The sequence below is a fragment of the Myxococcus sp. CA056 genome (genome assembly GCF_013336715.1).
GTDB classification, from domain to species: domain Bacteria; phylum Myxococcota; class Myxococcia; order Myxococcales; family Myxococcaceae; genus Myxococcus; species Myxococcus llanfairpwllgwyngyllgogerychwyrndrobwllllantysiliogogogochensis.
The window spans coordinates 301,324-321,228 of record NZ_JABUMT010000007.1; the positions used below are offsets into that span (position 1 = coordinate 301,324).

19 protein-coding genes, 1 tRNA gene and 1 pseudogene are annotated in these 19,905 nt (G+C 67.5%); 12 read left to right on the forward strand and 9 right to left on the reverse strand.

Features of this window, described 5'->3' with window-relative positions; translation table 11 throughout:
• Positions 1 to 215: 215 nt before the first annotated feature.
• Positions 216 to 575, reverse strand: a complete 360-nt coding sequence (locus tag HUA76_RS45625) for a hypothetical protein (protein WP_254614512.1) — start codon at positions 573 to 575, stop codon at positions 216 to 218.
• Positions 576 to 2,204: 1,629 nt separating this feature from the next.
• Between HUA76_RS45625 and HUA76_RS27670 the strand changes: the two genes are divergently transcribed.
• Positions 2,205 to 2,278 (forward strand) — tRNA-Ile (locus tag HUA76_RS27670).
• A gap of 92 nt (positions 2,279 to 2,370) precedes the next feature.
• On the opposite strand, the gene HUA76_RS45630 is transcribed toward HUA76_RS27670, so the two are convergent.
• Both HUA76_RS45630 and HUA76_RS27680 read right to left on the reverse strand, forming a co-directional pair.
• Positions 2,371 to 2,781, reverse strand: coding sequence for a hypothetical protein (locus HUA76_RS45630; RefSeq protein ID WP_254614513.1), 411 nt, complete (start codon positions 2,779 to 2,781; stop codon positions 2,371 to 2,373).
• Between the two features lie 170 nt (positions 2,782 to 2,951).
• Complete coding sequence (locus tag HUA76_RS27680) at positions 2,952 to 3,539, reverse strand: hypothetical protein (RefSeq protein ID WP_174455584.1); 588 nt, start codon at positions 3,537 to 3,539, stop codon at positions 2,952 to 2,954.
• Positions 3,540 to 3,719: 180 nt separating this feature from the next.
• Here HUA76_RS27680 and HUA76_RS27685 point away from each other — a divergent pair, with 180 nt between their 5' ends.
• From HUA76_RS27685 to HUA76_RS27695, 3 genes are all read left to right on the forward strand, one after another.
• Positions 3,720 to 3,977 carry a ribbon-helix-helix domain-containing protein gene (locus HUA76_RS27685; protein WP_141645598.1) on the forward strand — a complete coding sequence of 86 codons (258 nt, stop codon included), beginning with the start codon at positions 3,720 to 3,722 and terminating at the stop codon, positions 3,975 to 3,977.
• Entirely contained in the window at positions 3,974 to 4,147 is a 174-nt protein-coding gene (locus HUA76_RS27690; RefSeq protein ID WP_174455571.1) for a hypothetical protein, read from the forward strand. Before HUA76_RS27685 ends, HUA76_RS27690 begins: the two co-directional genes overlap by 4 nt.
• Before the next feature lie 85 nt (positions 4,148 to 4,232).
• Positions 4,233 to 4,622, forward strand: a complete 390-nt coding sequence (locus HUA76_RS27695) for a hypothetical protein (RefSeq protein WP_141645597.1) — start codon at positions 4,233 to 4,235, stop codon at positions 4,620 to 4,622.
• A gap of 39 nt (positions 4,623 to 4,661) precedes the next feature.
• On the opposite strand, the gene HUA76_RS27700 is transcribed toward HUA76_RS27695, so the two are convergent.
• The 3 genes from HUA76_RS27700 to HUA76_RS27710 are packed head-to-tail and all read right to left on the reverse strand — an operon-like array spanning position 4,662 to position 6,681.
• Positions 4,662 to 5,726, reverse strand: a complete 1,065-nt coding sequence (locus HUA76_RS27700) for a lysylphosphatidylglycerol synthase transmembrane domain-containing protein (protein WP_141645596.1) — start codon at positions 5,724 to 5,726, stop codon at positions 4,662 to 4,664.
• Between the two features lie 17 nt (positions 5,727 to 5,743).
• On the reverse strand, positions 5,744 to 6,475 hold the full coding sequence (locus tag HUA76_RS27705; protein WP_174462529.1) for a CpsB/CapC family capsule biosynthesis tyrosine phosphatase: 732 nt from the start codon (positions 6,473 to 6,475) through the stop codon (positions 5,744 to 5,746).
• Entirely contained in the window at positions 6,472 to 6,681 is a 210-nt protein-coding gene (locus tag HUA76_RS27710) for a DNA gyrase inhibitor YacG (RefSeq protein WP_174455586.1), read from the reverse strand. Before HUA76_RS27710 ends, HUA76_RS27705 begins: the two co-directional genes overlap by 4 nt.
• Positions 6,682 to 6,765: 84 nt before the next feature.
• Between HUA76_RS27710 and HUA76_RS27715 the strand changes: the two genes are divergently transcribed.
• Positions 6,766 to 7,755 carry an NAD(P)H-quinone oxidoreductase gene (locus tag HUA76_RS27715; RefSeq protein WP_174462530.1) on the forward strand — a complete coding sequence of 330 codons (990 nt, stop codon included), beginning with the start codon at positions 6,766 to 6,768 and terminating at the stop codon, positions 7,753 to 7,755.
• A 65-nt stretch (positions 7,756 to 7,820) separates the two neighbouring features.
• Here the strand turns inward: HUA76_RS27715 and HUA76_RS27720 are convergent, their stop codons facing one another.
• Positions 7,821 to 9,182 (reverse strand): M57 family metalloprotease, encoded by a 1,362-nt coding sequence (locus HUA76_RS27720; RefSeq protein ID WP_254614514.1) that lies wholly within the window; start codon positions 9,180 to 9,182, stop codon positions 7,821 to 7,823.
• A gap of 344 nt (positions 9,183 to 9,526) precedes the next feature.
• Between HUA76_RS27720 and HUA76_RS27725 the strand changes: the two genes are divergently transcribed.
• Positions 9,527 to 10,009, forward strand: a complete 483-nt coding sequence (locus tag HUA76_RS27725) for a hypothetical protein (RefSeq protein ID WP_174462531.1) — start codon at positions 9,527 to 9,529, stop codon at positions 10,007 to 10,009.
• 39 nt (positions 10,010 to 10,048) lie between these two features.
• Here HUA76_RS27725 and HUA76_RS27730 read toward each other — a convergent pair whose 3' ends face one another.
• On the reverse strand, positions 10,049 to 10,579 hold the full coding sequence (locus HUA76_RS27730) for a hypothetical protein (RefSeq protein ID WP_174462532.1): 531 nt from the start codon (positions 10,577 to 10,579) through the stop codon (positions 10,049 to 10,051).
• A 389-nt stretch (positions 10,580 to 10,968) separates the two neighbouring features.
• Between HUA76_RS27730 and HUA76_RS27735 the strand changes: the two genes are divergently transcribed.
• The 5 genes and pseudogenes from HUA76_RS27735 to HUA76_RS27750 all read left to right on the forward strand — a co-directional run bounded on the left by HUA76_RS27735 (position 10,969) and on the right by HUA76_RS27750 (position 17,623).
• Positions 10,969 to 13,803 (forward strand): serine/threonine-protein kinase, encoded by a 2,835-nt coding sequence (locus tag HUA76_RS27735; RefSeq protein ID WP_174462533.1) that lies wholly within the window; start codon positions 10,969 to 10,971, stop codon positions 13,801 to 13,803.
• A gap of 7 nt (positions 13,804 to 13,810) precedes the next feature.
• Positions 13,811 to 14,830, forward strand: coding sequence for a hypothetical protein (locus HUA76_RS27740; protein ID WP_174462534.1), 1,020 nt, complete (start codon positions 13,811 to 13,813; stop codon positions 14,828 to 14,830).
• An 11-nt stretch (positions 14,831 to 14,841) separates the two neighbouring features.
• A pseudogene (locus HUA76_RS46525) lies at positions 14,842 to 15,978 on the forward strand (DUF4215 domain-containing protein); the annotation flags it as partial.
• 87 nt (positions 15,979 to 16,065) lie between these two features.
• Positions 16,066 to 16,542, forward strand: coding sequence for a hypothetical protein (locus HUA76_RS45640; protein WP_254614516.1), 477 nt, complete (start codon positions 16,066 to 16,068; stop codon positions 16,540 to 16,542).
• Between the two features lie 43 nt (positions 16,543 to 16,585).
• Positions 16,586 to 17,623 (forward strand): agmatinase family protein, encoded by a 1,038-nt coding sequence (locus HUA76_RS27750; RefSeq protein WP_141649308.1) that lies wholly within the window; start codon positions 16,586 to 16,588, stop codon positions 17,621 to 17,623.
• 3 nt (positions 17,624 to 17,626) lie between these two features.
• On the opposite strand, the gene HUA76_RS27755 is transcribed toward HUA76_RS27750, so the two are convergent.
• Entirely contained in the window at positions 17,627 to 18,262 is a 636-nt protein-coding gene (locus HUA76_RS27755; RefSeq protein WP_141649307.1) for a response regulator, read from the reverse strand.
• Positions 18,263 to 18,505: 243 nt separating this feature from the next.
• Between HUA76_RS27755 and HUA76_RS27760 the strand changes: the two genes are divergently transcribed.
• Positions 18,506 to 19,849, forward strand: coding sequence for a trypsin-like peptidase domain-containing protein (locus tag HUA76_RS27760; protein WP_174455593.1), 1,344 nt, complete (start codon positions 18,506 to 18,508; stop codon positions 19,847 to 19,849).
• The last annotated feature ends 56 nt before the right edge of the window (positions 19,850 to 19,905 follow it).

Sequence of the window (19,905 nt, forward strand, 5' to 3'; positions counted from 1 at the left end):
TGAGTGGCTGTTGTAGCAGTCTCGGGGCTTCCCAAAGTGGGGCGGCACCTCAATCCCAACTCCGCAAGTCGGGCAGGTTCGCCCGCCATTTTCTCCCTGCTCCGCAGTGTGCCGCGGCAGCATTGATGAGCAAATCGGCCTGCTTGAGCTGACTTGGCACCCTCATCCTCCGACCTGCTGAGTCAGCCACCCTCGGCACGGAGATTTTGAAGGGTTCAGGCAGCAGCGGCCACTGCTGCCTGGACCTGGGGGTCCGCTCGCCCAAGCCTGGTGCGGGCGCGGTCTGGAGTGAAACGCCAGCGGACGCGGGCACCCTCCTTGTTGCGCGTTCGCGCCCACCGGGCCACCTCCCGTTTCCACAGCGCCTCCTTGACCGCGACCTCGTCCACCCCTGCCGTCAAAGCCGCCTCTTCGCGCTCGTTGGCGCTCTGCTGGCGGATGACGGCGAGCTCCTTCTCGGTCGCGGCGAGCGTCGCCTTGCTCCTCTCGAGCGCGAGGCGCTCGGCCTGTGCGTCGAACTCGATGAGAAGGTCGCCCTCCTTGACCTCCTGGTCGAGGTTGGGCAGCGAGAGCACGACCCTGCCGCGCTGGGCGGCTCGATGCGATGGACGGCGTTGTGTGGCTCGATCCGGGCCTGTGAGCTGACCTCGACGAGCGGGACCTTGGCGAACAGCGACCAGGTCATGAGCCCGCCGGCGCACACCACCATCAGAGCGACAAACACGAGGCGAGTGTCCGACTCGTAGTTCAGGGAACGAAGGGTCCGCTCGAAGGGATATGCCGTGGTCCGCGAACCAAAGTCGCCTTGATGGTCGCGCCCTGTCAACACCTCGGCCACTGCTTTTGATTCAGGCTCCCATTGGCTGAATACGTGCACATCGATGCGACGCGGGGCTTCGCCCGCATCGCCGCAATGCGCCACACATCTGAAGGAACTATTGTTCCTTGGTTCGATTTGACATCCAGTTTCGAGTACACGTAGCGTTCAACTTGAAAGGAGGCACGACATGAAGATCAAGCTCCACGTCCGCGGCGGCCCGAAGGCGCGCTAGTAGTCAGTCGTTTGACGCCAGCTGTCGCATCTGGGCGTCCCTCGTTTCCGATTACCAGAGGGGGGTTGATGGGGATCTTCCATCAGCCCCTCCTCTCATTTCTGGCAACGTCTTGACCTTGCAGGTGCTCGTTCCCGCCAGGTTGCTCCAGAACCTCTCAGGTGCTTGAACCGAATATTCCAGGGCGCTTCTGGGTGGCTGTTGTAGCAGTCTCGGGGCTTCCCAAAGCGGGGTGGCACCTCAATCCCAACTCCGCAAGTCGGGCAGGTCCGCCCGCCATTTTGTCCCTGCTCCGCCGTGTGCCGCGGCAGCATTGATGAGCAAATCGGCCTGCTTGAGCTGACTTGGCACCATCATCCGCTGACCTGCTGAGTCAGCCACCCTCGGCGAGTACCTCGGCACAGAGATTTTGAAGGGTTCAGGCAGCAGCGGACGCGGGCTACCTCCCGTTTCAAGGTGGCCTTGGTGCCAATTCGCCTGTCCAGGCCTTGGCGGGTGAGCACGCTGATTTCAATCTCCACCGTGTTCAGCGTCGTAACGGCGGGCTTGCCAGGCATGGCCGGCGGGGGCGTGCGCGCTTCTCCAATCAACTGGTTGGGAGCCTCATCGAAACAGACCACCTGCTGCCAAGGCTTGAGCCTGAGGCTTCTTCTTGCGTTGGCACCAGCCTCCGTAGGCACATGCCAACTTCGTAGGTGGCGTGTAAACGAGGGCGGGCCCCTCGCCCGTTTCCAGGCGCACGACGCGCGGGGTCGCCGAGCCTGTTCCCAGAAACACCAGCAGCAACACCATGCCCCGGTGCCGCGTCATGCGCCCCTCCGCGCCATTGCTTCCGAAATCCATGGAGTAGCAGCGCGGATTGACCGCTCCGCGGCCCCCGCCGCGCGGGTCCCCAGCTTTATCTCCGGGAAGGCAAGGACCCAACACCACGAGTACGGCCGGGCTGCTCAGGCCCCAGGCGCGGCAAGGTCCTCTGTTCCTCATGCCACCAGGGAGGAAAGGACTCCCGGTCCGGCACAGAGGTCCACTTCCGGAAGGGCCCTGTACCCGCCCCGCGCTCTGAAGCCCGACGGAGGCAACATCCTGGTCGCCTGGTCGCTTCGAAGTTCTTGCGGTGACGCGACGCTCCCGATATACGGGCCCTCACTTCACGGCCAGGTAGCTCACCTGGTTAGAGCGGCGGTCTCATAATCCGCAGGTAGTCGGTTCAAGTCCGACCCTGGCCACTGCCCCGGAGTCACTTTCTGAGTGATTCCGGGGCTTTTCTTTTTTCGTGGCACTGGGACTCCCCAAGGGGCCAGCCCCACGCCGGAGCGGCTCAGGCTCGTAACCCGTGGACCCCCGCCGCACGACGACCGTGCGCGTCGCCGGGTAGGTTGAACGCGTGGCAGTTGTGGCAGGGGACCTCCTGCGTCGCGAGCCACGCCTGGACCTCGCCACCCCCGGCGTAGGCATCAATCGCCGCCAGCAGTGCCGCCCCGTCACCGGAGTCGTTCGACGACAGCAGGAGGCTCTGCGCAAGCCCCGCCCGGTTCGTCGCGATACCCTCCGTGAACGTCGGGGAGTCCTGGTACCGCATTCGAGCCACGGAAGTCGAAGAAGCGCGGATACACACCGTGTAGCTCGTGGCCGTCCCCGTGAAGGTCTCCACGGAGATGAACAGCGGCAGGCCCGACAGGCCCCATACAACCAGACACGCAACCAACAGCAACAGGTTGCAAAGCCTCATCAGTCCGCTCCAGGCGGTTGACGCAGGGAATAAACAAGAACGCGACCATCCGGCCACGAGACATGCCAATCCCGTCACACCCGCGCGAGCACCGAGTCGCTGTCGGATTGATACACCCTCGGAAAGCAGCGCCGGCCCGAACCCAGGGCCGACGCCTCACGACCTTCAGCTCAGGAGTCGTAACCCGTGTAGCCCTGCAGCACGACGACCTTGCGACTGGCCGGGTAGTACAGCACGGCGTACTGGTAGAACTCGTGGCAGTTGTGGCAGGGCACTTCCTGGGTGGCAATCCATGCCTGGATTTCCCCACCGCCCGCGTAGGCATCAATGGCCGCCAGCACCGCGAGACCATTGCCGTAATAGTTCGAGCTCAGGAAGATGCTCTGGGACAGGCCCGCGCGGTTGGTGAAGATGCCGTCCTCGGGGAACGGCAGGCCCTGGTTCAGGTCCGCCACCTTGGCCAGCACCGCCTGGATGGTCACCGGAGTCGCGGGGCACTGCGGGGTGATGTAGGCATTGATGGTGTCCAGGTAATGCCAGGCACCGCTGTTGGAGCCGGCATTCCAAGCCACCCGCGCCGGCTCCAGCGACGACGCGTTGATGGCCGTCAACGACAGCGGCACCGCGGGACATACCTTCGCCAGCGACGCGGCGGACTCGTCCGCCTGCACCAGCGACACGGACTCCCGAACTCCCTCGGCGCCAGCGGAGAACGAAAAGACAGCGGCAGCGGCGACGCACACACGACGAATGTTCATCAGTTCGCTCCAGGTGAGAAGTCCGCGAATTACCACACTAATTTGAGAAAACGGATAACAAAGGTGTCAATTCCACCCCGCGTGGTCCGGGCCGTTTTGTTGACGAGTCCCCGGAGCGCCCTCCTAATGCCAGGACAGGTCGGTAGCGGCCTGTAGCAGCCACGCCAGGAGGAACCCCCGATGCAAGATGGAAACGCCAGCCCCCTGAGCCCCGAGCTTCCCGTGTCCCCGGCCGCAGCCGAGGTCTCCGTGGACGCACGTGGGCCCGAGGCCGACATCGTCTCCACCCACGTCCTGGTGCCGGAGGAGCAGGTCCAGAAGCTGCGCGAGCTGGCGCGGCGGACCCGCATCCACCAGAGCGAGTACCTCCGCGAGGCGGTGGAGGACCTGCTCGGCAAGTACGGCCGAGGCCCCGCGAAGGAAGAAGGCCAGTCGTGACGCGTCGGGCCTTCATGCAGCACGGAATGCCGCCCCGCACGCGCGAGCACCTGTCGCCCGCGCGGCTCCATGACGCGGAGACGGCGCGTGGCCCGCGCGCTCGTCCGGCCTCCGAGCGCCCCACCTCCATCCGCGACGCCATCATTCGCTGGTTGGACCAGGAGTTGTAGGACCGACACACCCGGCCCCTGTCTGGAGGCTGGCGACACGCGCGGGCTAGGCTGGCGGCATCCTTTCGCAGGAGCCCCGCACCCCATGCGCTCTCTCATCCTGACCGCCACCCTCGCCGTCGCCGCCTCCGGCTGTTCCACCACCGGTGGCTTCCAGAAGCTCTACCCCGGCATGACGGCGCGGGAAGTCGTAGATGCCATGGGCGAAGGCCCCACCCGGGCCCAGGAGTTCCCCGACAAGTCCACCGCCTGGTACTACGGCGAGGACCGCTGCGTGCTGATGCGCGACGACAAGCTCGTCTCCAAGGCGACGTCGAAGGAGCGCGTCGCGGTGGACACCCCCGTCGTCTCCATCCGGGACACCGCCAAGGCCTGGTGCGCGCCGGACGGCTACGCCGACGAGGGCCGCAGCGAGCACCAGGTCGACACGCCCTTCGGCACCATCAAGCGGAACATCGACCCGTCGGCGCCCTGAACAAGTCCAGGGAGCGCTCCCGCGAGGACCTCGCGGGGCTCACGTCGTGGGAGCCGCGGCTTCGCCTTCCTTCTCCAGCTTGCCCGCGATGTCCTTGAAGGACAGGTGGCCCAGCGACATGAGGAGGATGCCGAAGCCCACCGTCTGCGCCGTCTGCGCGAACCACATCACGTTCGCGTAGGCCAGCCCGCTGGCATTCACCACGGAGGCGGGAAGGAAGAGGCTCAGGCCCACCTTGCAGGCCGCCTGGAACGTCCCGACCATGCCGGGCGCCGCCGGAATCATCACTCCCACCACCAGCACGCACAGCACCACGTAGGCCTGGAAGAGCGACAGCTCCAAGGGCTGACACGCGGTGCCGGCCGCCACGCCCGAACAGTCGAAGGCGTTCGCCAGCAGCATCATCCCGAAGCCGTTCAGGCCCCAGTAGCCCAACGTGAAGAGGAAGAAGTAGACCACCTGCTTCGCGTCCGGCAGCTGCCGCATGGCGCCCACGAAGGTGTCGACGATGTCCGCCACCTTGTCGGCCAGGCCCGGAGCGAGGCGGCCCACCGTCGCGCGCACCAGACGCACGGTGCGCTCCTGCTGCCACAGCCCGACGAGGAGGAAGAGCAGCCCCCCGCCGAACACGGCGAACATCAGCCACGAGCCCAGCTTGACGTAGCGGACCTCGGGCGTCTCGTTCGGGACGAAGAAGAGCAGCACGCGCATCGACGAGGCGACGAAGAGGCCGTCGACGATTCGCTCCAGCACCACGGACGTCATCGCCGCGCTGCGGCGGATGGAGCTGCGCTGGGCGATGAGGAAGGGCCGGGCGAACTCCCCCAGGCGGAACGGCAGCACCAGCAGCATCATGAAGCCGATGCCGGACGCCTCGTTCAGCTTGCGGAAGGGGATGCGCTCCATGCCCGACAGCAGGCTCCCCCATCGCAGCGTGCGGAACACGTGGATGGCGAGGAGGCAACCGAAGTACGGCACCAACCAGACGTAGTTGGCCGACTTCAGGCTGGCGAGTTGGGTGCCCCAATCGGTGTCCCGAAAGGCCCACCACAGGAAGAGGACGGTGACCAGCAGACTGGCTGTGAGCTTGACGGCGCGTTTCACGGCGGCCGGGTATACCGTCAGTCCTGGCCGGACTCCAGCGACTCTCCCACCAGAAGGCGAGACGGGTTGCCCCGGAGGAGGCGGCCGAATGCCTCCTCCCCTGCCCTGCCCTTGAGCTCCTCCAGTGCCCGACCGAGCCAATCCCGGGCCCCGACGGGGCCGTGGAGGTCCGTGGCAGCCACGGAATAGAGGCCGTCGTCCAGGAAGGCCCGGGCCAGCTTCTTCGCCGTCGCGCCATAGCGGCCGATGAGCGCGCCCACGTCGAGTTGGAGGTGGGCGCCCGAACGAACGGCGTCGGCCGCGCGCCCCTTGCGCTCGAACTCCAGGCACCGCTCGGGATGGGCGATGAGCGGCACCACGCCCTTGGTGCGGATGCGGAAGAGGATGTCCAGGAGCGCCGGGACGGGCGCGGTGTAGGGCAGCTCCACCAGCGTCACACGGCCCGCCCCCAGCATGCGCGCCGAGGGCGTTCCCAGGCCGCGCAGGAAGGCGTCATCCAGGATGTTCTCCGCGTTGCGGCCGAGCGACAGCGGGATTCGCTCCCGCTCCAGGGCGGCCTTCAGCTCGGCGAGCCGGGCCTCCACGACGTCGACGGGCGCGTACTCGGGGCGCGCGTGAGGGCTGGGCGCCACGGTGGAGAAGCCCAGGTCGACCAGGATGCGCGCCATCTCCAGCGCATCCTCCAGCGTGCGCGCGCCATCATCCACGGCCGGCAGCAGGTGACAGTGCAGGTCGACGAAGCCGCTCACGCATCCTCGCCCTGGCGGTCGGGGTGGCTGCCGGATGGCAGCTCATCCTCCGACTGCTCGGCCTGGCGATCGGGCATGCGGTACTCCTCCCCCAACCACCGGCCCAGGTCCACGGCGCGGCAACGCCGGGAACAGAACGGAAAGGCTGGGTTCTCCGACCGCGGAGGGGAGGGCTTCTTACAGATGGGACAGGGGGCAGTGCTCATGATGGACCTGTCCTTAGATAAGCCTTGACGCTCTCGCGAGCCAGGACGTTTCGTGCCCGCTCGTTCGAGAGGGAGGTCCGCGCCATGAAGGTCATGCGAATCACCGAACCCGGTGGCCCCGAAGTGCTCGCGGAGGAGGAGCGCCCCGAGCCCACGCCCGGCCCCGGCGAGCTGCGGGTGCGCGTCCGGGCCACCGCCCTGAACCGCGCGGACCTGCTCCAGATTCGCGGGCTCTACCCCGCCCCGCCGGACGTGCCCCCTGACGTGCCGGGCCTCGAGTACGCGGGCGAGGTGGAGGCCGTGGGTCCTCGCACGCGCCGCTTCAAGGTGGGCGACCGGGTGATGGGACTGGTGGGAGGCGGCGCCTGGGCGCAGCAGTTGCTCACGCACGAGCGCGAGGCCCTGCCGATGCCAGAGGGGATGGACTTCACGGACGCGGCGGCGCTGCCCGAGGCGTACCTCACCGCGTACGACGCGCTGGTGATCCAGGGAGGCTTGAAGCCCGGCGAGACGGTGCTCGTACACGCGGTGGCCAGCGGCGTGGGTTCCGCGGCGGCGCTGCTGTGCCAGGCGATGGGTGCGCGCGTGGTGGGCACGGGACGCAACGCGGCCAAGCTGGCGCGAGCCTCCGAGTGGGGCGTGGCGCGCACGGTGCTGTGCGAGTCCTCGCCCCCCAGCTTCGCGGACGCCGTGCGCGAGGAGACCGGAGGCCGCGGCGCGGACCTGTGCCTGGACCTGGTGGGAGGAGACTACGTCCCGGAGTCGCTCCAGGCCCTGGCCCCTCGGGGGCGGATGATGCTGGTGGGGCTGGTGGCCGGGATGCACACGGACCTGAGCCTGGGGCTGCTGTTGACCAAACGTCTCACCATGACGGGCACGGTGCTGCGCAGCCGCCCCGTGGAGGAGAAGATGGCCCTGGCGCAGAGCGCGGAGCGCCACCTGCTCCCCTTGTTCCGCTCCGGCGCGTTGCGCGCCGTGGTGGACGCGGTGCTGCCCAAGGCGGAGCTGCGTCAGGGCTTGGAGCGCATGGCGCGCAACGACTCGGTGGGAAAACTGGTCGTGCGCTGGGAGTGACGGGCCAGCGCGGGACGGCCGAGTTGTCCTGGCCGCCCCGCTCCTGGAAGGTCGTGGCGCTCAGCTCAGGGAGGCCCGAGGCGGCCCACGCGGATTCGCCCGTCCGCCGTGGCATAGAAACGCCCGCCACCGACTGAGTCCCACAGGGTCCCGCCGCTGTAGGGATTGTTGTTGTCGACGGCGATGGTGAGCGGCTGGGTCCCCGTGCCAAAGGCAACCGTATAGGTGCTCAGGGCCGGCATGGACACCCCCGCGAAGGTGGCCCGGTACCAGGTGTAGGTCGCGCCGAAGGGGCTGCACTGGACTCCCGTGTTGAAGACAGACGTAGCGACTCCCGCCACGGCGCCGGCGAAGCCATTGCCCACGCGAATGTGCGCGGCCGTCGGCGCCGCCCCCGCGGCGAAGCAGCCCTCCGCGAAGTTCGTCTGCACGTCGATGGGGAAGTAGAACGATTGGGCCACCTGGGCCGTCACCGACACGTTGTGGGTGTGCGTCGCGGGCACGGAGCGGTCCACGTTGGCGTTCGTATGCCAGCCATAGAGGAGGGCGGCGCCCGCGGCGTCCGGATAGGTGATGTTGAGCGTGGAGGTCGTCACGCCGTTGCACCAGGGATAGTGCATCGTCGAGTTGACGTCATAGAGCGTAAGGGCGCGCCAGTTGTTGTCCTCGAAGCAGGGACTGGGGTTCCGCGTGTGCTCATGACGGAAACCCAGGATGTGCCCCAGCTCGTGGATGAGCACCGTGGCCGTCGTCACGTTGGGCGAACTGGGCGGCGCGGGGTCCAGTCCGGCGATGTTGATGACCAGCGTGCGCGCCACACAGCCACCTCCCGAGGGGAAGAAGGCACACGCGCCGCTGCCCGTCCAGGGCTGCACGGAGAACGTCACCGCGGGGTTGGTATTGCTGCAGTTCGCATCCTGGCTCGCGTCATAGATGAACTGGACGTCCGCGACGAACCGCCAGGTCGCCGCCGCGTTCGCCATCTCATTGACCATGCGCGCCTTGTTCAAGCCAAACGCATTGCTCACGCAGTAGCGCAGGTTGAAGCGTGAAGCCCAGGGCCAGATGTCATCCACCCCGCCCACCGTGTTGACGATGAGCGGTGACGTCCGAGTCCCCAGCGGCTCCGGGGCTCCTCGTTCCCCCAAGGCCTCCGCCTTCACATACCGGTCATAACGCTCACGGAGCGCCTCCAGCGACACACCCAGGTCCCACTCGACGATGTAGTGCTCCTTGCCATCCACCACCTGCCGGGCGCTGCGCTGGTACTCCTCCCATGACACCACGCCTCGCGCGGACTCCCCCGCCGGCGGTGAGGCCGACGGTCCTCCGGCGTCCCCCGTCGCCGACCCACACGACCACAGCAACGGAATGACCAACAGCCCCCACCCCATGAACCTCGGCGCTGCGCCTCGGACTGGCGTCATGATTGCTCCTCTTTGGAATTGCGTGTCTGGGTACGGCCATATGCAGACTCGCACCTGACAACCACTCGCGGTCAATCGTGGAAGGCCTCTATTCCCTCACGTCTTGGATTGCCAGTTCCGCTGGCGTGGCCTTTTGGCGTGACCGATGGAATCCCGTGAGACATCAACGCGGTGCATCAGTGACGGGAACGTCACGCTCCCGCCCGCGAGCCTCCACGCACGGTGCTTGACGGCGTCACGCGCGGCGACTTATCTGAAGACTGAATCAACCCTCAACTCACGGATTCGCCGCACACGTGCGGCCCGGGAAGGCAACGCGCGACATGGGACACCTTCGGCATGGCATGGTCATCGGCTTGGCGCTGCTCGCGGGATGTGGAGGCCTGGAGGGCACGGAGGCAGGAGTGCAGCGCCCCGAGGACACCGGCACCGTCGAGGCCGCCGTCTACGAGTCACCTGACAGTCTGGCGGGGCTGGTGGGCACCTACTCCCGCACGTGGCCCCTCGCGGCGCCGGAGGAACTGCTCACGATGACGCTGACCGGCACTGAGTACGCCGACCGCGTCGAGGGCAGCTACGTGCGCACGGTGAGCCGCACCTGCCCCGTGCTGGGCTGCAACACGGAGACCGCCAGCTTCTACGCGCTCCCCAACAACCCCGCCATCGGCTCGTTCATCGCCTTCAGGGACCTGGCTGGGGAGACGCGTGACGTCTATTCCATCAGCCAGATCCAGCGCAGCCTCTTCACGGGGAAGATCACCGGCATCGTCCTCCAGAAGGGCGTCAATGGCTCACAGCCCTTCACGATGACGCGCGTGGGTTTCTGACCCGCCTGGGGCGCCCGGACCTCGGACCCGGGCGCTCCTTCAATCCCAGCCGTACCAATACTTCTTCACGGGGTTGTACGAGTACTTCCAGAAGACGATGGTGTAGCAGGTGATGCCGTAGTCGTCTGGTCCCTTGCGGTAATAGCCGCCATCCGAGAGTCCCTGCCTCACCGCGGGTTCGCTCTCCAGCTCGCACGACGGCGCCTTCGACAGGTGCGCTGGAATCAGCTCCGCCACCGCCTCGGGGTACTGCCCCTTCTCGGCGTGATAGGCGTCCAGCGCCGCGATGAGCGGGGCGAACTCCTCCTCGACTCGATCAAATCGCCAGGACATCCCGCGCACCATGCCCGCGCTCGCGAGCGCGACGCCGCCCAGCAGGTAGGCCAGGGTGACGAAGTTCACCGACCTCCGTGCGGGCAGCACCGCGAGGACCAGCGTCACGAGCAGCAGCAGCCCTCCCCCCAGCGCCAGCAACGGCACGAAGAGGGCCGCGTTGAACGAGAGGTGCCCCAGCGCCGTCATCATCGCCGCGCCCACCAACACCAGGACGGGCACGAGCCAACGTGTCATTCCCTCACCGTAGCAGGCGGGCATGACAAGGTGTCGCGCAGTCGATACCCCACCCCACCTCCCGTCCCGAGGCCTGTTTCCGCCCGGGGCGCACGCGCACGCTCAAGCGCCGCTCACACGACACAGCCCTGCCCTCGCGTTCACATAGGCAAGCAGGCAAGTGTGCTCAAGATTGGCAACGAGAGCTTTCTCCGGAAAGTCCGTCCTCCCCTTCTAGAGCTCTCGTCAACGGCTGGCATCAGTCTCCCCGCGAACAGGGACCCGGTTGCGGTCTCGTCCCTGTCGGACCCGCCCTCATCGAGATTCGCTGAAGCACGGCCCGCACCCTTCGCGGGGGCGATGGGCCGCTCGCGCTTTCCCGAGGCCCCCCTGCCTCACCGAGTACCCCTATGAAGCCAGAACCCTCTTCATCCGCCCGCAGTGCGCCCCATCCCCATGCCCCACTGCCCGGAAGCCTGGGAGCCTTTGGCCCGGGCACTCGCATCCAGCACTACGAGCTGATTCGACAGCTCGGCAGCGGAGGCATGGGGACCGTCTTCCTGGCGCGCGACACCCGGCTCGGCCGCCGCGTCGCCATCAAGCTGCTGCACACGCAGGACGCGCAGTTCGCCCGCCGCTTCATCCTCGAGGCCCGCACCACCGCCCGGTGCAGCCACGAGAACATCGTCATCATCTACGAAGTCGGTGAAGCCAACGGCAGCCCGTACATGGTGCTGGAGTACCTGCAGGGCCAGCCGCTCGACAAACTCCTCAAGAGCAGCCCGCGCCTGCCGCCCTCGCGCGCCGTGGAGCTGATGTCGCCCGTCCTCCGCGCCCTCTCCTGCGCGCACACGCACAAGATCGTCCACCGGGACCTCAAGCCGGAGAACATCATCGTGACGGACTCCGGCACCATCAAGGTGCTGGACTTCGGCATCGCGAAGGTGCTCCAGGGCGATGAGCACCGCGGCGAGACCGACCCGCGCGCGCTCCTGGAGGGACTGCGACTGCTGCCTGTTCCGGGGACCCGGAATGAGTCGCTTCACCTGACGCGCCAGGGCGCGCTGCTCGGAACGCTGGCGTACATGTCCCCCGAGCAGTGGGGCAACGGCATCCCCGTCGACCACCGCACCGACATCTGGGCTGTCGGCATCATGCTGTTCCGGATGCTCGCGGGCCGCCATCCGCTGGAGCCCCTGCGGGGTCCCCAGTTGATGGTCACCGCGCTGCTCAACGAGCCCATGCCGACCCTCCGGGCCGTGGTTCCGGATGTCCCCGTGGAGCTCGCCTCCGTCGTCGACCGGTGCCTGCTCAAGCACAAGGAACAGCGCTTCCCGGATGCACTCGCGGTGCTGCGGGCCCTGGAGCCATTCCTCCCCGGTCGGTTCGTCCACGAGGCGGGGCTCGACGAGAGTCCCTATGCGGGCCTCGGCTCGTTCCAGGAGGCGGACTCGGCGCGGTTCTTCGGCCGCGCACGGGAGACCGCCGCGCTCGTCAACCGGCTCCAGGACCAGCCCCTGCTCGCGGTCGTCGGCCCATCGGGTGCGGGCAAGTCGTCCTTCGTTCGCGCGGGACTGGTGCCGGTGCTCAAGCGGACCGGCATCCCCTGGGAGTCGCTCATCATCCGACCGGGAAGAGATCCGCTCGGGGCGCTGGCCAGCATGGTGGCTCCGCTCGTCACGTCGTCGCCCACGCTGGAGGAAGACCTCCGGAAGCAGCAGCAGATCACCGCGCACCTGCGACTGGAGCCAGGCTACGTGGGCGCCGTCCTGCGAGCCCGCGCCCGCCGCGAGCGCCGGCGCATCGTGTTGTTCATCGACCAGTTCGAGGAGCTCTACACGCTGGTGCCCGATGCGCGGGAGCGTCGCGCCTTCACGGCCTGCCTGTCTGGAATCGCCGACGACGCCACCTCTCCCATCCGCGTCGTCCTCTCGTTGCGCTCCGACTTCCTGGACCGGGTATCGGAGGACGAGCGCTTCATGGCGGAGCTGTCTCCAGGGCTGTTCTTCCTGGCGGCGCCCCAGAAGGACGGCCTGCGTGACGCACTCGTGCAGCCCGCGGAGATGGCGGGCTATCGCTTCGAGTCCCCTGAGATGGTGACCGAGATGCTCCAGCACCTGGAGACGACACCCGGCGCCCTGCCCTTGCTCCAGTTCGCGGCCACCCGGCTGTGGGAGGCGAGAGACCCGTCGCGCCGGATGTTGACGGAGAGCGCCTTCCAGCAGCTCGGCGGAATCGCGGGGGCGCTGGCCACGCATGCGGACAGCGTGCTCGCGGGCATGTCATCGCAGGAGCGGGCCCTGGCCCGGGCAATCTTCCTGCGGCTCGTCACGTCCGAGCGCACGCGCGCGATTGTCTCGTTGGAGGAGCTGCGAGAGCTGACCCGGGACGCGGAGGAGCTTCAGCGGCTCATCGACAGCCTGGTCCAGGCGCGACTGCTCGTCATCCAGACGGGGAACAAGGCCACGGGCGCGTCGGTGGAGCTGGTCCACGAGTCACTCATCTCCGGCTGGCCCACGCTGCGCAGGTGGCTCGAGGAGGGCGAGGAGGACTCGGCGTTCCTGGAGCAACTGCGAAACGCGGCCCGACAATGGCAGGCAAAGGCTCGGGACAGCGGACTGCTCTGGCGCGGCGAGATGGCGGACGAGGCTCGGAGATTCCAGCGGCGAAATCGGGGAGAGCTGCCGCTGTTGCAGCGGGCGTTCCTGGACGCGGTGTTGGCGCAGGCGACTCGGATGGCTCGCCTCAAGCGGGGGTTCGTCGTTGGCGCGGCGACGTTGGTGACGCTGTTGTTCGCGGCGGCGGCGGTGGCGCTGGTGTTCATCCGCGAGGCGAAACAGGAGGCGGAGCACCAGGCCATCATCGCGTTGCGCGCGGAGGCCTCGGCTCGAAACGCGGAGTTCCTGGCGAAGCGTTCCGCGGCGGAGGCCGAGGAGCGACTGGCGGAGGTCCAGGCCAAGGAACTGGACCGCCAGGAAGCGGAGCTTCGCGCGCTCGAGGCCAACGCCCAGGTCGAATCGACCAACGACGAGCTGTTGAGGAAGAACGCCGAGCTGGTCAAGGCCGTGCAGCGGGCGCGATGGGCTCAGTACCTCGCGAACCAGGCGCTGCGCGGGGCCGAGCAGAGCGCTCAGCAGGCGCGACTCGCGCGCGCGGAGGCGGAACGACTGCTCCAACGCGAGCAGGAACGGACGTTGCGCATCCAATCCACGCTCGGAAGTTCCTTCATCGAAACCCTGAGGTGAGGCACCCATGACAGCCATTCAGAGAGGCGGCTCGCGTGGACGCGGGCTGGCCGTGGTGTTGATGTGTCTATGCGCGAGCGCATCCATGGCGCAGCGTGTGGACAAGCCGCTGGACGTGGGCGGCGACCGCCCCTGGGCCCTGGGCGTGCCCCGGGATGAGCAGCAGGCCGCCCAGGCGCTCTTCTTCGAGGGAAATGAGCGCCTGCGAGAGTCGGTCTTCGTCGAGGCGAGTCGGAACTACCGCCGGGCCTTGCGGCATTGGAACCACCCGGCGATTCACTACAACCTGGCGCTGGCGTTGATGAACCTCGACCAGCCCATCGAGGTCCACAAGCACCTGAAGGCGGCGATGGGCCATGGACCCGAGCCGCTCGATGCCGGCAGGTACGAGCATGCCCGCTCCTACAACGCACTGCTCGAGAAGCAGCTTGCGTGGGTGGACGTGCGGTGTGACCAGGAGGGCGCCGTCGTGACGTTGAACGGGCAGGCGCTGTTCACGGCGCCTGGGAGATATCAGGCGCTCATCCGGCCCGGTGTGCACAGCATCGTCGCCTTCAAGGATGGGTATCTGCCGACGGAGAAACGTCAGCCATTGCTGCCCGGCGAGAAGGCCGAGCTGCACCTGGAGCTGTACACGGAGGACGAGGTCATCCGTTATCGGCGCCGATGGTCGGCGTGGATTCCGTGGACGGTGCTGGGCGTGGGGGTGGTGGCGGCGGGAGGTGGCGGGCTGATGCACTGGAAGGCGAATGAGGCTTTCCGGGACTTCGATTCACGCATCGACCCCAAGGGGAGCCTCCTGGAGGGAGAGCTGTCGGCGCTCCGCAGAACGGGCTCCAGATTCCACGCGGGTGCCGTGGGTGCCTATTCCCTGGGAGGCGCCGCCGCCGTCACGGGGGCGGTGCTCATCTATCTCAATCGTCAGCGGGCCTTCCGCCTCAATCCCGAGGAATCAGGTCCATCCATGGTCATTGCCCCCGCTCTCGACTCCGAATCGAAGGGCGTCGTGGGCACGGTTCGCTTCTGAAGAGGTGATTCATGAACCAGGACTCCTTCCTCCGTGGAACCGTTACGGCGTTCATCCTCTCATTCCTGACCGCCGGCCCCCTCGCCTGTGTCCAGCCCGAGAGCACGGTCTGTCCCTCCGGAATCGTGTGCCCCGAAGGCCAGAGATGCGCCGCGTTCCAAAAGGCCTGCATCCTCAACGATTGTGGTGACGGGCTCGTCCAGCCCCACCAGGGCGAACAATGCGACGATGGAAACATCAACCAGAACGACGGATGCAACTCCGCGTGCCAGGTCGAGCGGTGCGGCGATGGAATCCTCAGCGCGGCCGATAGCGAGATGTGCGACGACGGAAACAACACGAACAACGACGGATGCAGCGCCGACTGTCTGTCCGATGAGTCCTGTGGCAACCGCGTCGTCGACGCCGTGACTCAGGAAGCCTGCGACGACGGCAACACCGTCGGTGGCGACGGGTGCTCCCAGGACTGCAAGTCCCAGGAGAAATGCGGCGACGGCTTTCTCAATGTCGAGTGGGGTGAAACCTGCGACGACGGAAACAACGAGAGCGGCGACCAATGCAGCGCGGACTGCCGGTCCCGGGAGGTCTGTGGCAACGGCGTCGTGGACGCGGCCACGGACGAGAAGTGCGACGACAGGAACACCCTCTCGGGTGACGGCTGTAGTGCCGACTGCAAGTCCACGGAGACCTGCGGGAACGGCGTGGTCGATTCCGTCGTGGGGGAAGTGTGTGACGACGGCAACAAGCTCAAGGGTGATGGGTGCAGTCCAGACTGTCACTCCAACGAAACGTGTGGAAATGGAGTGCGCGACACGGAACAGGGCGAGCAGTGTGACGACGGAAACACCGTGAGCAACGATGGGTGCCGCGATGACTGTCATTCCACGGAGCGGTGCGGCAACAGCCTCATCGACACGGCCTCGGGCGAAGTGTGTGACGATGGCAACACACGTGACGGCGACGGATGCCGCGCGGACTGTCGGTCCAATGAGCGCTGTGGCAACGGCCTTGTCGACCCCGGAGAAGAGTGCGACGACGGGAATGAGGACAGCAGCGACAACTGCGTCGACACCTGCAGGGTCGCGAAGTGTGGCGATGGGCATGTCAACGTCACGAGCCTGGTTCCCGAGAGTTGTGATGATGGGAACTCAAATGCATGCGGCGCGTGCAGCCACGACTGCACCCAGGAACAGACTCCTGGCCGGGCCCAGGGCCGCATCCAGGTCAACGGGACAGTGAATGACGGCGAACTCGTCATCCTCAGCGACGGCAATCGTCGGTGCATCTTCGAGTTCGACACCAACGGCGTGACGCCTGGCACCCACACTCCCGTCGCCATCGCGGCCGGTGCCGAATCGATTGCAATCGCCCAGTCACTCCAGACCGCCATCTTCATGGCGACGAGAGATGCACTCGAACCGGGTTGTACGGCGCCCGAGACGAGACCCTCCGAGCTGCGGCTTCGTGTCACCAGGGAGGAAAGAACCCTGGAGCTGCGCCACGTCTCCGCGGGCGCCGTGGGCAATCAGCCCATCATCGAATCCGTCGCGAACTCGGACTTCACGGTGACATCCCTGAGCGGGGGGGCCGGCCATGACTGTCCCGTCGACATGGGCTGCACCAAGGACCACGACTGCGCGCCAGGCGACGGAACCCTTCACTGCCTGAAAGAGGTGGGCCAGACCGTGGGGAAGTGTGGCCCGCGCCCCTAACGGACAGTTGCACCCCGTTCCCGGCCCCTTATCCTCCGCCGCCATGGCCACCCACTTCGACCCCAGCGCCGCGGCGCAGCCGGGCTCCGGCGTCTTCGGACTCCCCCACTCTCCCGACGAGGCGCACGTCGTCCTCATCCCCGTCCCCTTCGAGGCCACCACCAGCTACGGCGGCGGTACCTCCGAGGGCCCCGCCGCCGTCCTGGACGCCAGCCGACAGGTCGACCTCTTCGACGTGGAGACGGGCCGCCCCTACGAGCGCGGCATCGCCATGCTTCCCGAGTCCGAGGAGCTCCGCGACTGGAACACCCGCGCCAAGGAGCGCGCCCAGGTCGTCATCGAGGCCGGCGGCATCCACTCGGGCGAGGCCGAGCTGCTCGCCGCCGCTCGCGACGTCAACGCCCTCTGCGACCAGATGAACGAGCTGGTCTACCGCACCACGAAGCACTGGCTCGACCAGGGCAAGCGCGTGGCCGCCGTCGGCGGAGACCACTCCATCTCCTTCGGCATCATCCGCGCCCACGCGGAGAAGTACCCCGGCCTGGGTGTCCTCCACCTGGACGCCCACGCCGACCTGCGCGTCGCCTACGAGGGCTTCACCTGGTCCCACGCGTCCATCATGTACAACGTCTCCGAGCGCATCCCCGGCGTGAAGACGCTCGTCCAGGTCGGCCTGCGCGACATGAGCCAGGAAGAGCACCGGTACATCGAGGACTCGAAGGGCCGCGTCCACGGCTTCTTCGACGCCACCCTCCAGAACAAGCGCTTCGACGGCATCCCCTGGAATCGCCAGGTCGATGAGATGGTCGCCCTGCTCCCGCAGCAGGTCTACCTCTCGTTCGACATCGACGGCCTGGACCCCGTGCTCTGCCCGCACACCGGCACACCTGTCCCCGGCGGCCTGTCCTTCCCGGAAGCCATCGCCCTCATCTCCGGTGTCGTCCGCTCCGGCCGCACCATCGTCGGCTTCGACCTGACGGAAGTCGCCCCGGACCCCGAAGGCAGCGAGTGGGACGGCAACGTCGGCGCCCGCCTGCTCTACAAGATGATTGGCTGGATGCTGAAGTCCCAGAAGGCCTGAGCCTCAGCTCACGCTCCCCTTCGGCACCCGAGCCCCGAACAACAGGCCCCGCCCCAACGGGGACTCCACGGACAGCGCGCCCCCATGCAGGCGCGCCAGCTCCGACGCCACCGTATCCATCGACTCGAGCTGCGCGCGCAGAACCTCCAGCGCGGCCCGGTCCACCGAGGGCCCCGACTCCAGGCGTCGAAGCTGTCGCCGCGCTTCCTCCAGCGGCCCCTGCAGCGCCCTCGCCGCCCACTGGCTCAGCGTCGCCCCAGGTGGGACTTCGACTCCCACCACGGGCTTCGGCGCGTTCACCAGCGACTGGTGGATGAGCGCCTCGAAGTCCGTGATTTCGAACGGCTTGTGCAGGAACGCGTGCGCCTCCGGCGCCCCCTGCGGCAACACGGCGCTCAGCAGGATGACGGGCACATCCTTCAGGTCCGCGTCTCGCTTCAGCCGGCGGCACAGCTCCACCCCGCTCAGCCGAGGCATCATGTGGTCCGTCACCACCAGGTGTGGGCGACACGCCCGGGCCAGGCCCAGCGCCTCCTCGCCGTCTCGAGCCCTCACCACCTCATGCCCGAGGTCCTCCACCACCTGGCTGAGAACTTCCAGCACGGCGGGTTCATCATCCGCGACCAGGACGAGACTCATTCTTCCGCTCCTCGGCACCAGCGCGGCCCCCAAGCCACGCCGCCAGGACTTCGCCTGCCCCTGGGATGAACCGGAATCCTCGGGGAACGGCCGCCTCCCGGTGATGCAATCGTTCACGGACGTGCGGACTGATCTATGAAAGGCAACGCACCGCCTCCAGCGAATCGTGGGAATGACGCCGGCTTCCCGACAGTCTGCGTGTCATTCGCCGGACAATCCGCTGCGGGCGCACGGAGGGCTGACATGAAGGCTGGAGTCATGAGGTGGGGACCCCTGGTGGTGACGCTGCTGGCGTCCAGCGGCGCGAGCGCGGACATGGCCCGGCGTCGCGATGCCGTGGTGGAGGTCGTCCAGAAGGTCTCCCCGGCCGTCGTCTACATCGGCACCGAACAGGAGGTGGAGTCGCGCTTCCGCCGCCGTTCTCCGCTGGAGGAGTTCTTCGGGGGCATGGGCGGCGAGCAGGGCCGCCAGAAAATCGAGGGCCTGGGCAGCGGCGTCATCATCGACCCGACGGGCATCATCGTCACCAATGACCACGTCATCCGGGGCGCCTCCGCCATCCACGTCGTGCTCGCGGACGGTCGCTCGTACGACGCGGAGGTCATCGGCAGCGACGCGGGCAACGACCTGGCCGTGCTCAAGGTGACGGCGAAGGAGGCACTGCCCATCGCCCGGCTGGGCACCAGCGCGGACCTGATGATTGGCGAGACGGTGGTCGCCATCGGCAGCCCGTTCGGCCTGAGTAAAACCGTCACGGCGGGCGTGGTCTCCGCTGTGGGCCGCACCTTCCGCGCGGACAACCGCGTGTACAACGACTTCGTCCAGACGGACGCGGCCATCAACCCCGGCAACTCGGGCGGCCCGCTGCTCAACGTGGACGGAGAAATCATCGGCATCAACACCGCCATCTTCGGCGGCGGCGCCCAGGGCATCGGCTTCGCCATCCCCGCCGACAAGGTGCGCCGCATCGTCGATGAGCTCACCCGCTTCGGCAAGGTGCGCCCGTCCTGGGTGGGCCTGGATGCCGTGGACCTGACGCCGAGGGCGGCCCGACAGCTCGGGTGGGACCGCTCCTACGGCGCGCTGGTGACGTCCGTGGAGGCCGGCAGCCCGGCGGACCAGGCCGGCGTGAAGCGAGGGGACATCGTCGCGGAGCTGGGCGGCTCCCGCATCCAGGACGCCGAGGACTTCGACACCCGCGTGCGCGGCTACCCCGCGCGCTCCGCCTTCCCCCTGGTCCTCTTCCGCGAAGGGGCCTCACGCACCGTCCAGCTCACCCCCTCCGAGTTCCCCCCACGCATGGTGGAGTCCCTGGCCTGGGACCGACTAGGACTCAAAGTGAAAGAGTCCCGGGGCGTGCTGGCGCTGACGGGGGTGAGGGCGGGGAGCGCGGCGGCGGAGGTGGGGCTGGAGCCCGGGGACATCATCCTCCGGGTGAACAACCAGCCGGTGGCCTCGGCGGACGCGTTCAAGGAGGCCCTGGTGACGGCGAGGCGCGGACGGAGCGTGTTGTTGCTCGTGCGGAGGGGCCGCTACGGGTACCACATCACGCTGCCCTTCGAGCAGGACCGGGGCCAGAGCCTGTAGGGCTGGCCTCCGGGCAAGCGTGGCAGCGGCTTCCTCGGATTTCGATGGGCGCGCAA

Bases quoted from the DNA above. Each gene is read 5' to 3' on its own strand.
- HUA76_RS27740 (WP_174462534.1), top strand. From the start codon at position 13,811: ATGACAGCCATTCAGAGAGGCGGCTCGCGTGGACGCGGGCTGGCCGTG.
- HUA76_RS27730 (WP_174462532.1), bottom strand. From the start codon at position 10,579: ATGACACGTTGGCTCGTGCCCGTCCTGGTGTTGGTGGGCGCGGCGATG.
- HUA76_RS27750 (WP_141649308.1), top strand. From the start codon at position 16,586: ATGGCCACCCACTTCGACCCCAGCGCCGCGGCGCAGCCGGGCTCCGGC.
- HUA76_RS27710 (WP_174455586.1), bottom strand. From the start codon at position 6,681: ATGAGCACTGCCCCCTGTCCCATCTGTAAGAAGCCCTCCCCTCCGCGG.
- HUA76_RS27720 (WP_254614514.1), bottom strand. From the start codon at position 9,182: ATGACGCCAGTCCGAGGCGCAGCGCCGAGGTTCATGGGGTGGGGGCTG.
- HUA76_RS27725 (WP_174462531.1), top strand. From the start codon at position 9,527: ATGGTCATCGGCTTGGCGCTGCTCGCGGGATGTGGAGGCCTGGAGGGC.
- HUA76_RS27715 (WP_174462530.1), top strand. From the start codon at position 6,766: ATGAAGGTCATGCGAATCACCGAACCCGGTGGCCCCGAAGTGCTCGCG.
- HUA76_RS45630 (WP_254614513.1), bottom strand. From the start codon at position 2,781: ATGAGGCTTTGCAACCTGTTGCTGTTGGTTGCGTGTCTGGTTGTATGG.
- HUA76_RS27685 (WP_141645598.1), top strand. From the start codon at position 3,720: ATGCAAGATGGAAACGCCAGCCCCCTGAGCCCCGAGCTTCCCGTGTCC.
- HUA76_RS27755 (WP_141649307.1), bottom strand. From the start codon at position 18,262: ATGAGTCTCGTCCTGGTCGCGGATGATGAACCCGCCGTGCTGGAAGTT.
- HUA76_RS27735 (WP_174462533.1), top strand. From the start codon at position 10,969: ATGAAGCCAGAACCCTCTTCATCCGCCCGCAGTGCGCCCCATCCCCAT.
- HUA76_RS27695 (WP_141645597.1), top strand. From the start codon at position 4,233: ATGCGCTCTCTCATCCTGACCGCCACCCTCGCCGTCGCCGCCTCCGGC.
- HUA76_RS27760 (WP_174455593.1), top strand. From the start codon at position 18,506: ATGAAGGCTGGAGTCATGAGGTGGGGACCCCTGGTGGTGACGCTGCTG.
- HUA76_RS27680 (WP_174455584.1), bottom strand. From the start codon at position 3,539: ATGAACATTCGTCGTGTGTGCGTCGCCGCTGCCGCTGTCTTTTCGTTC.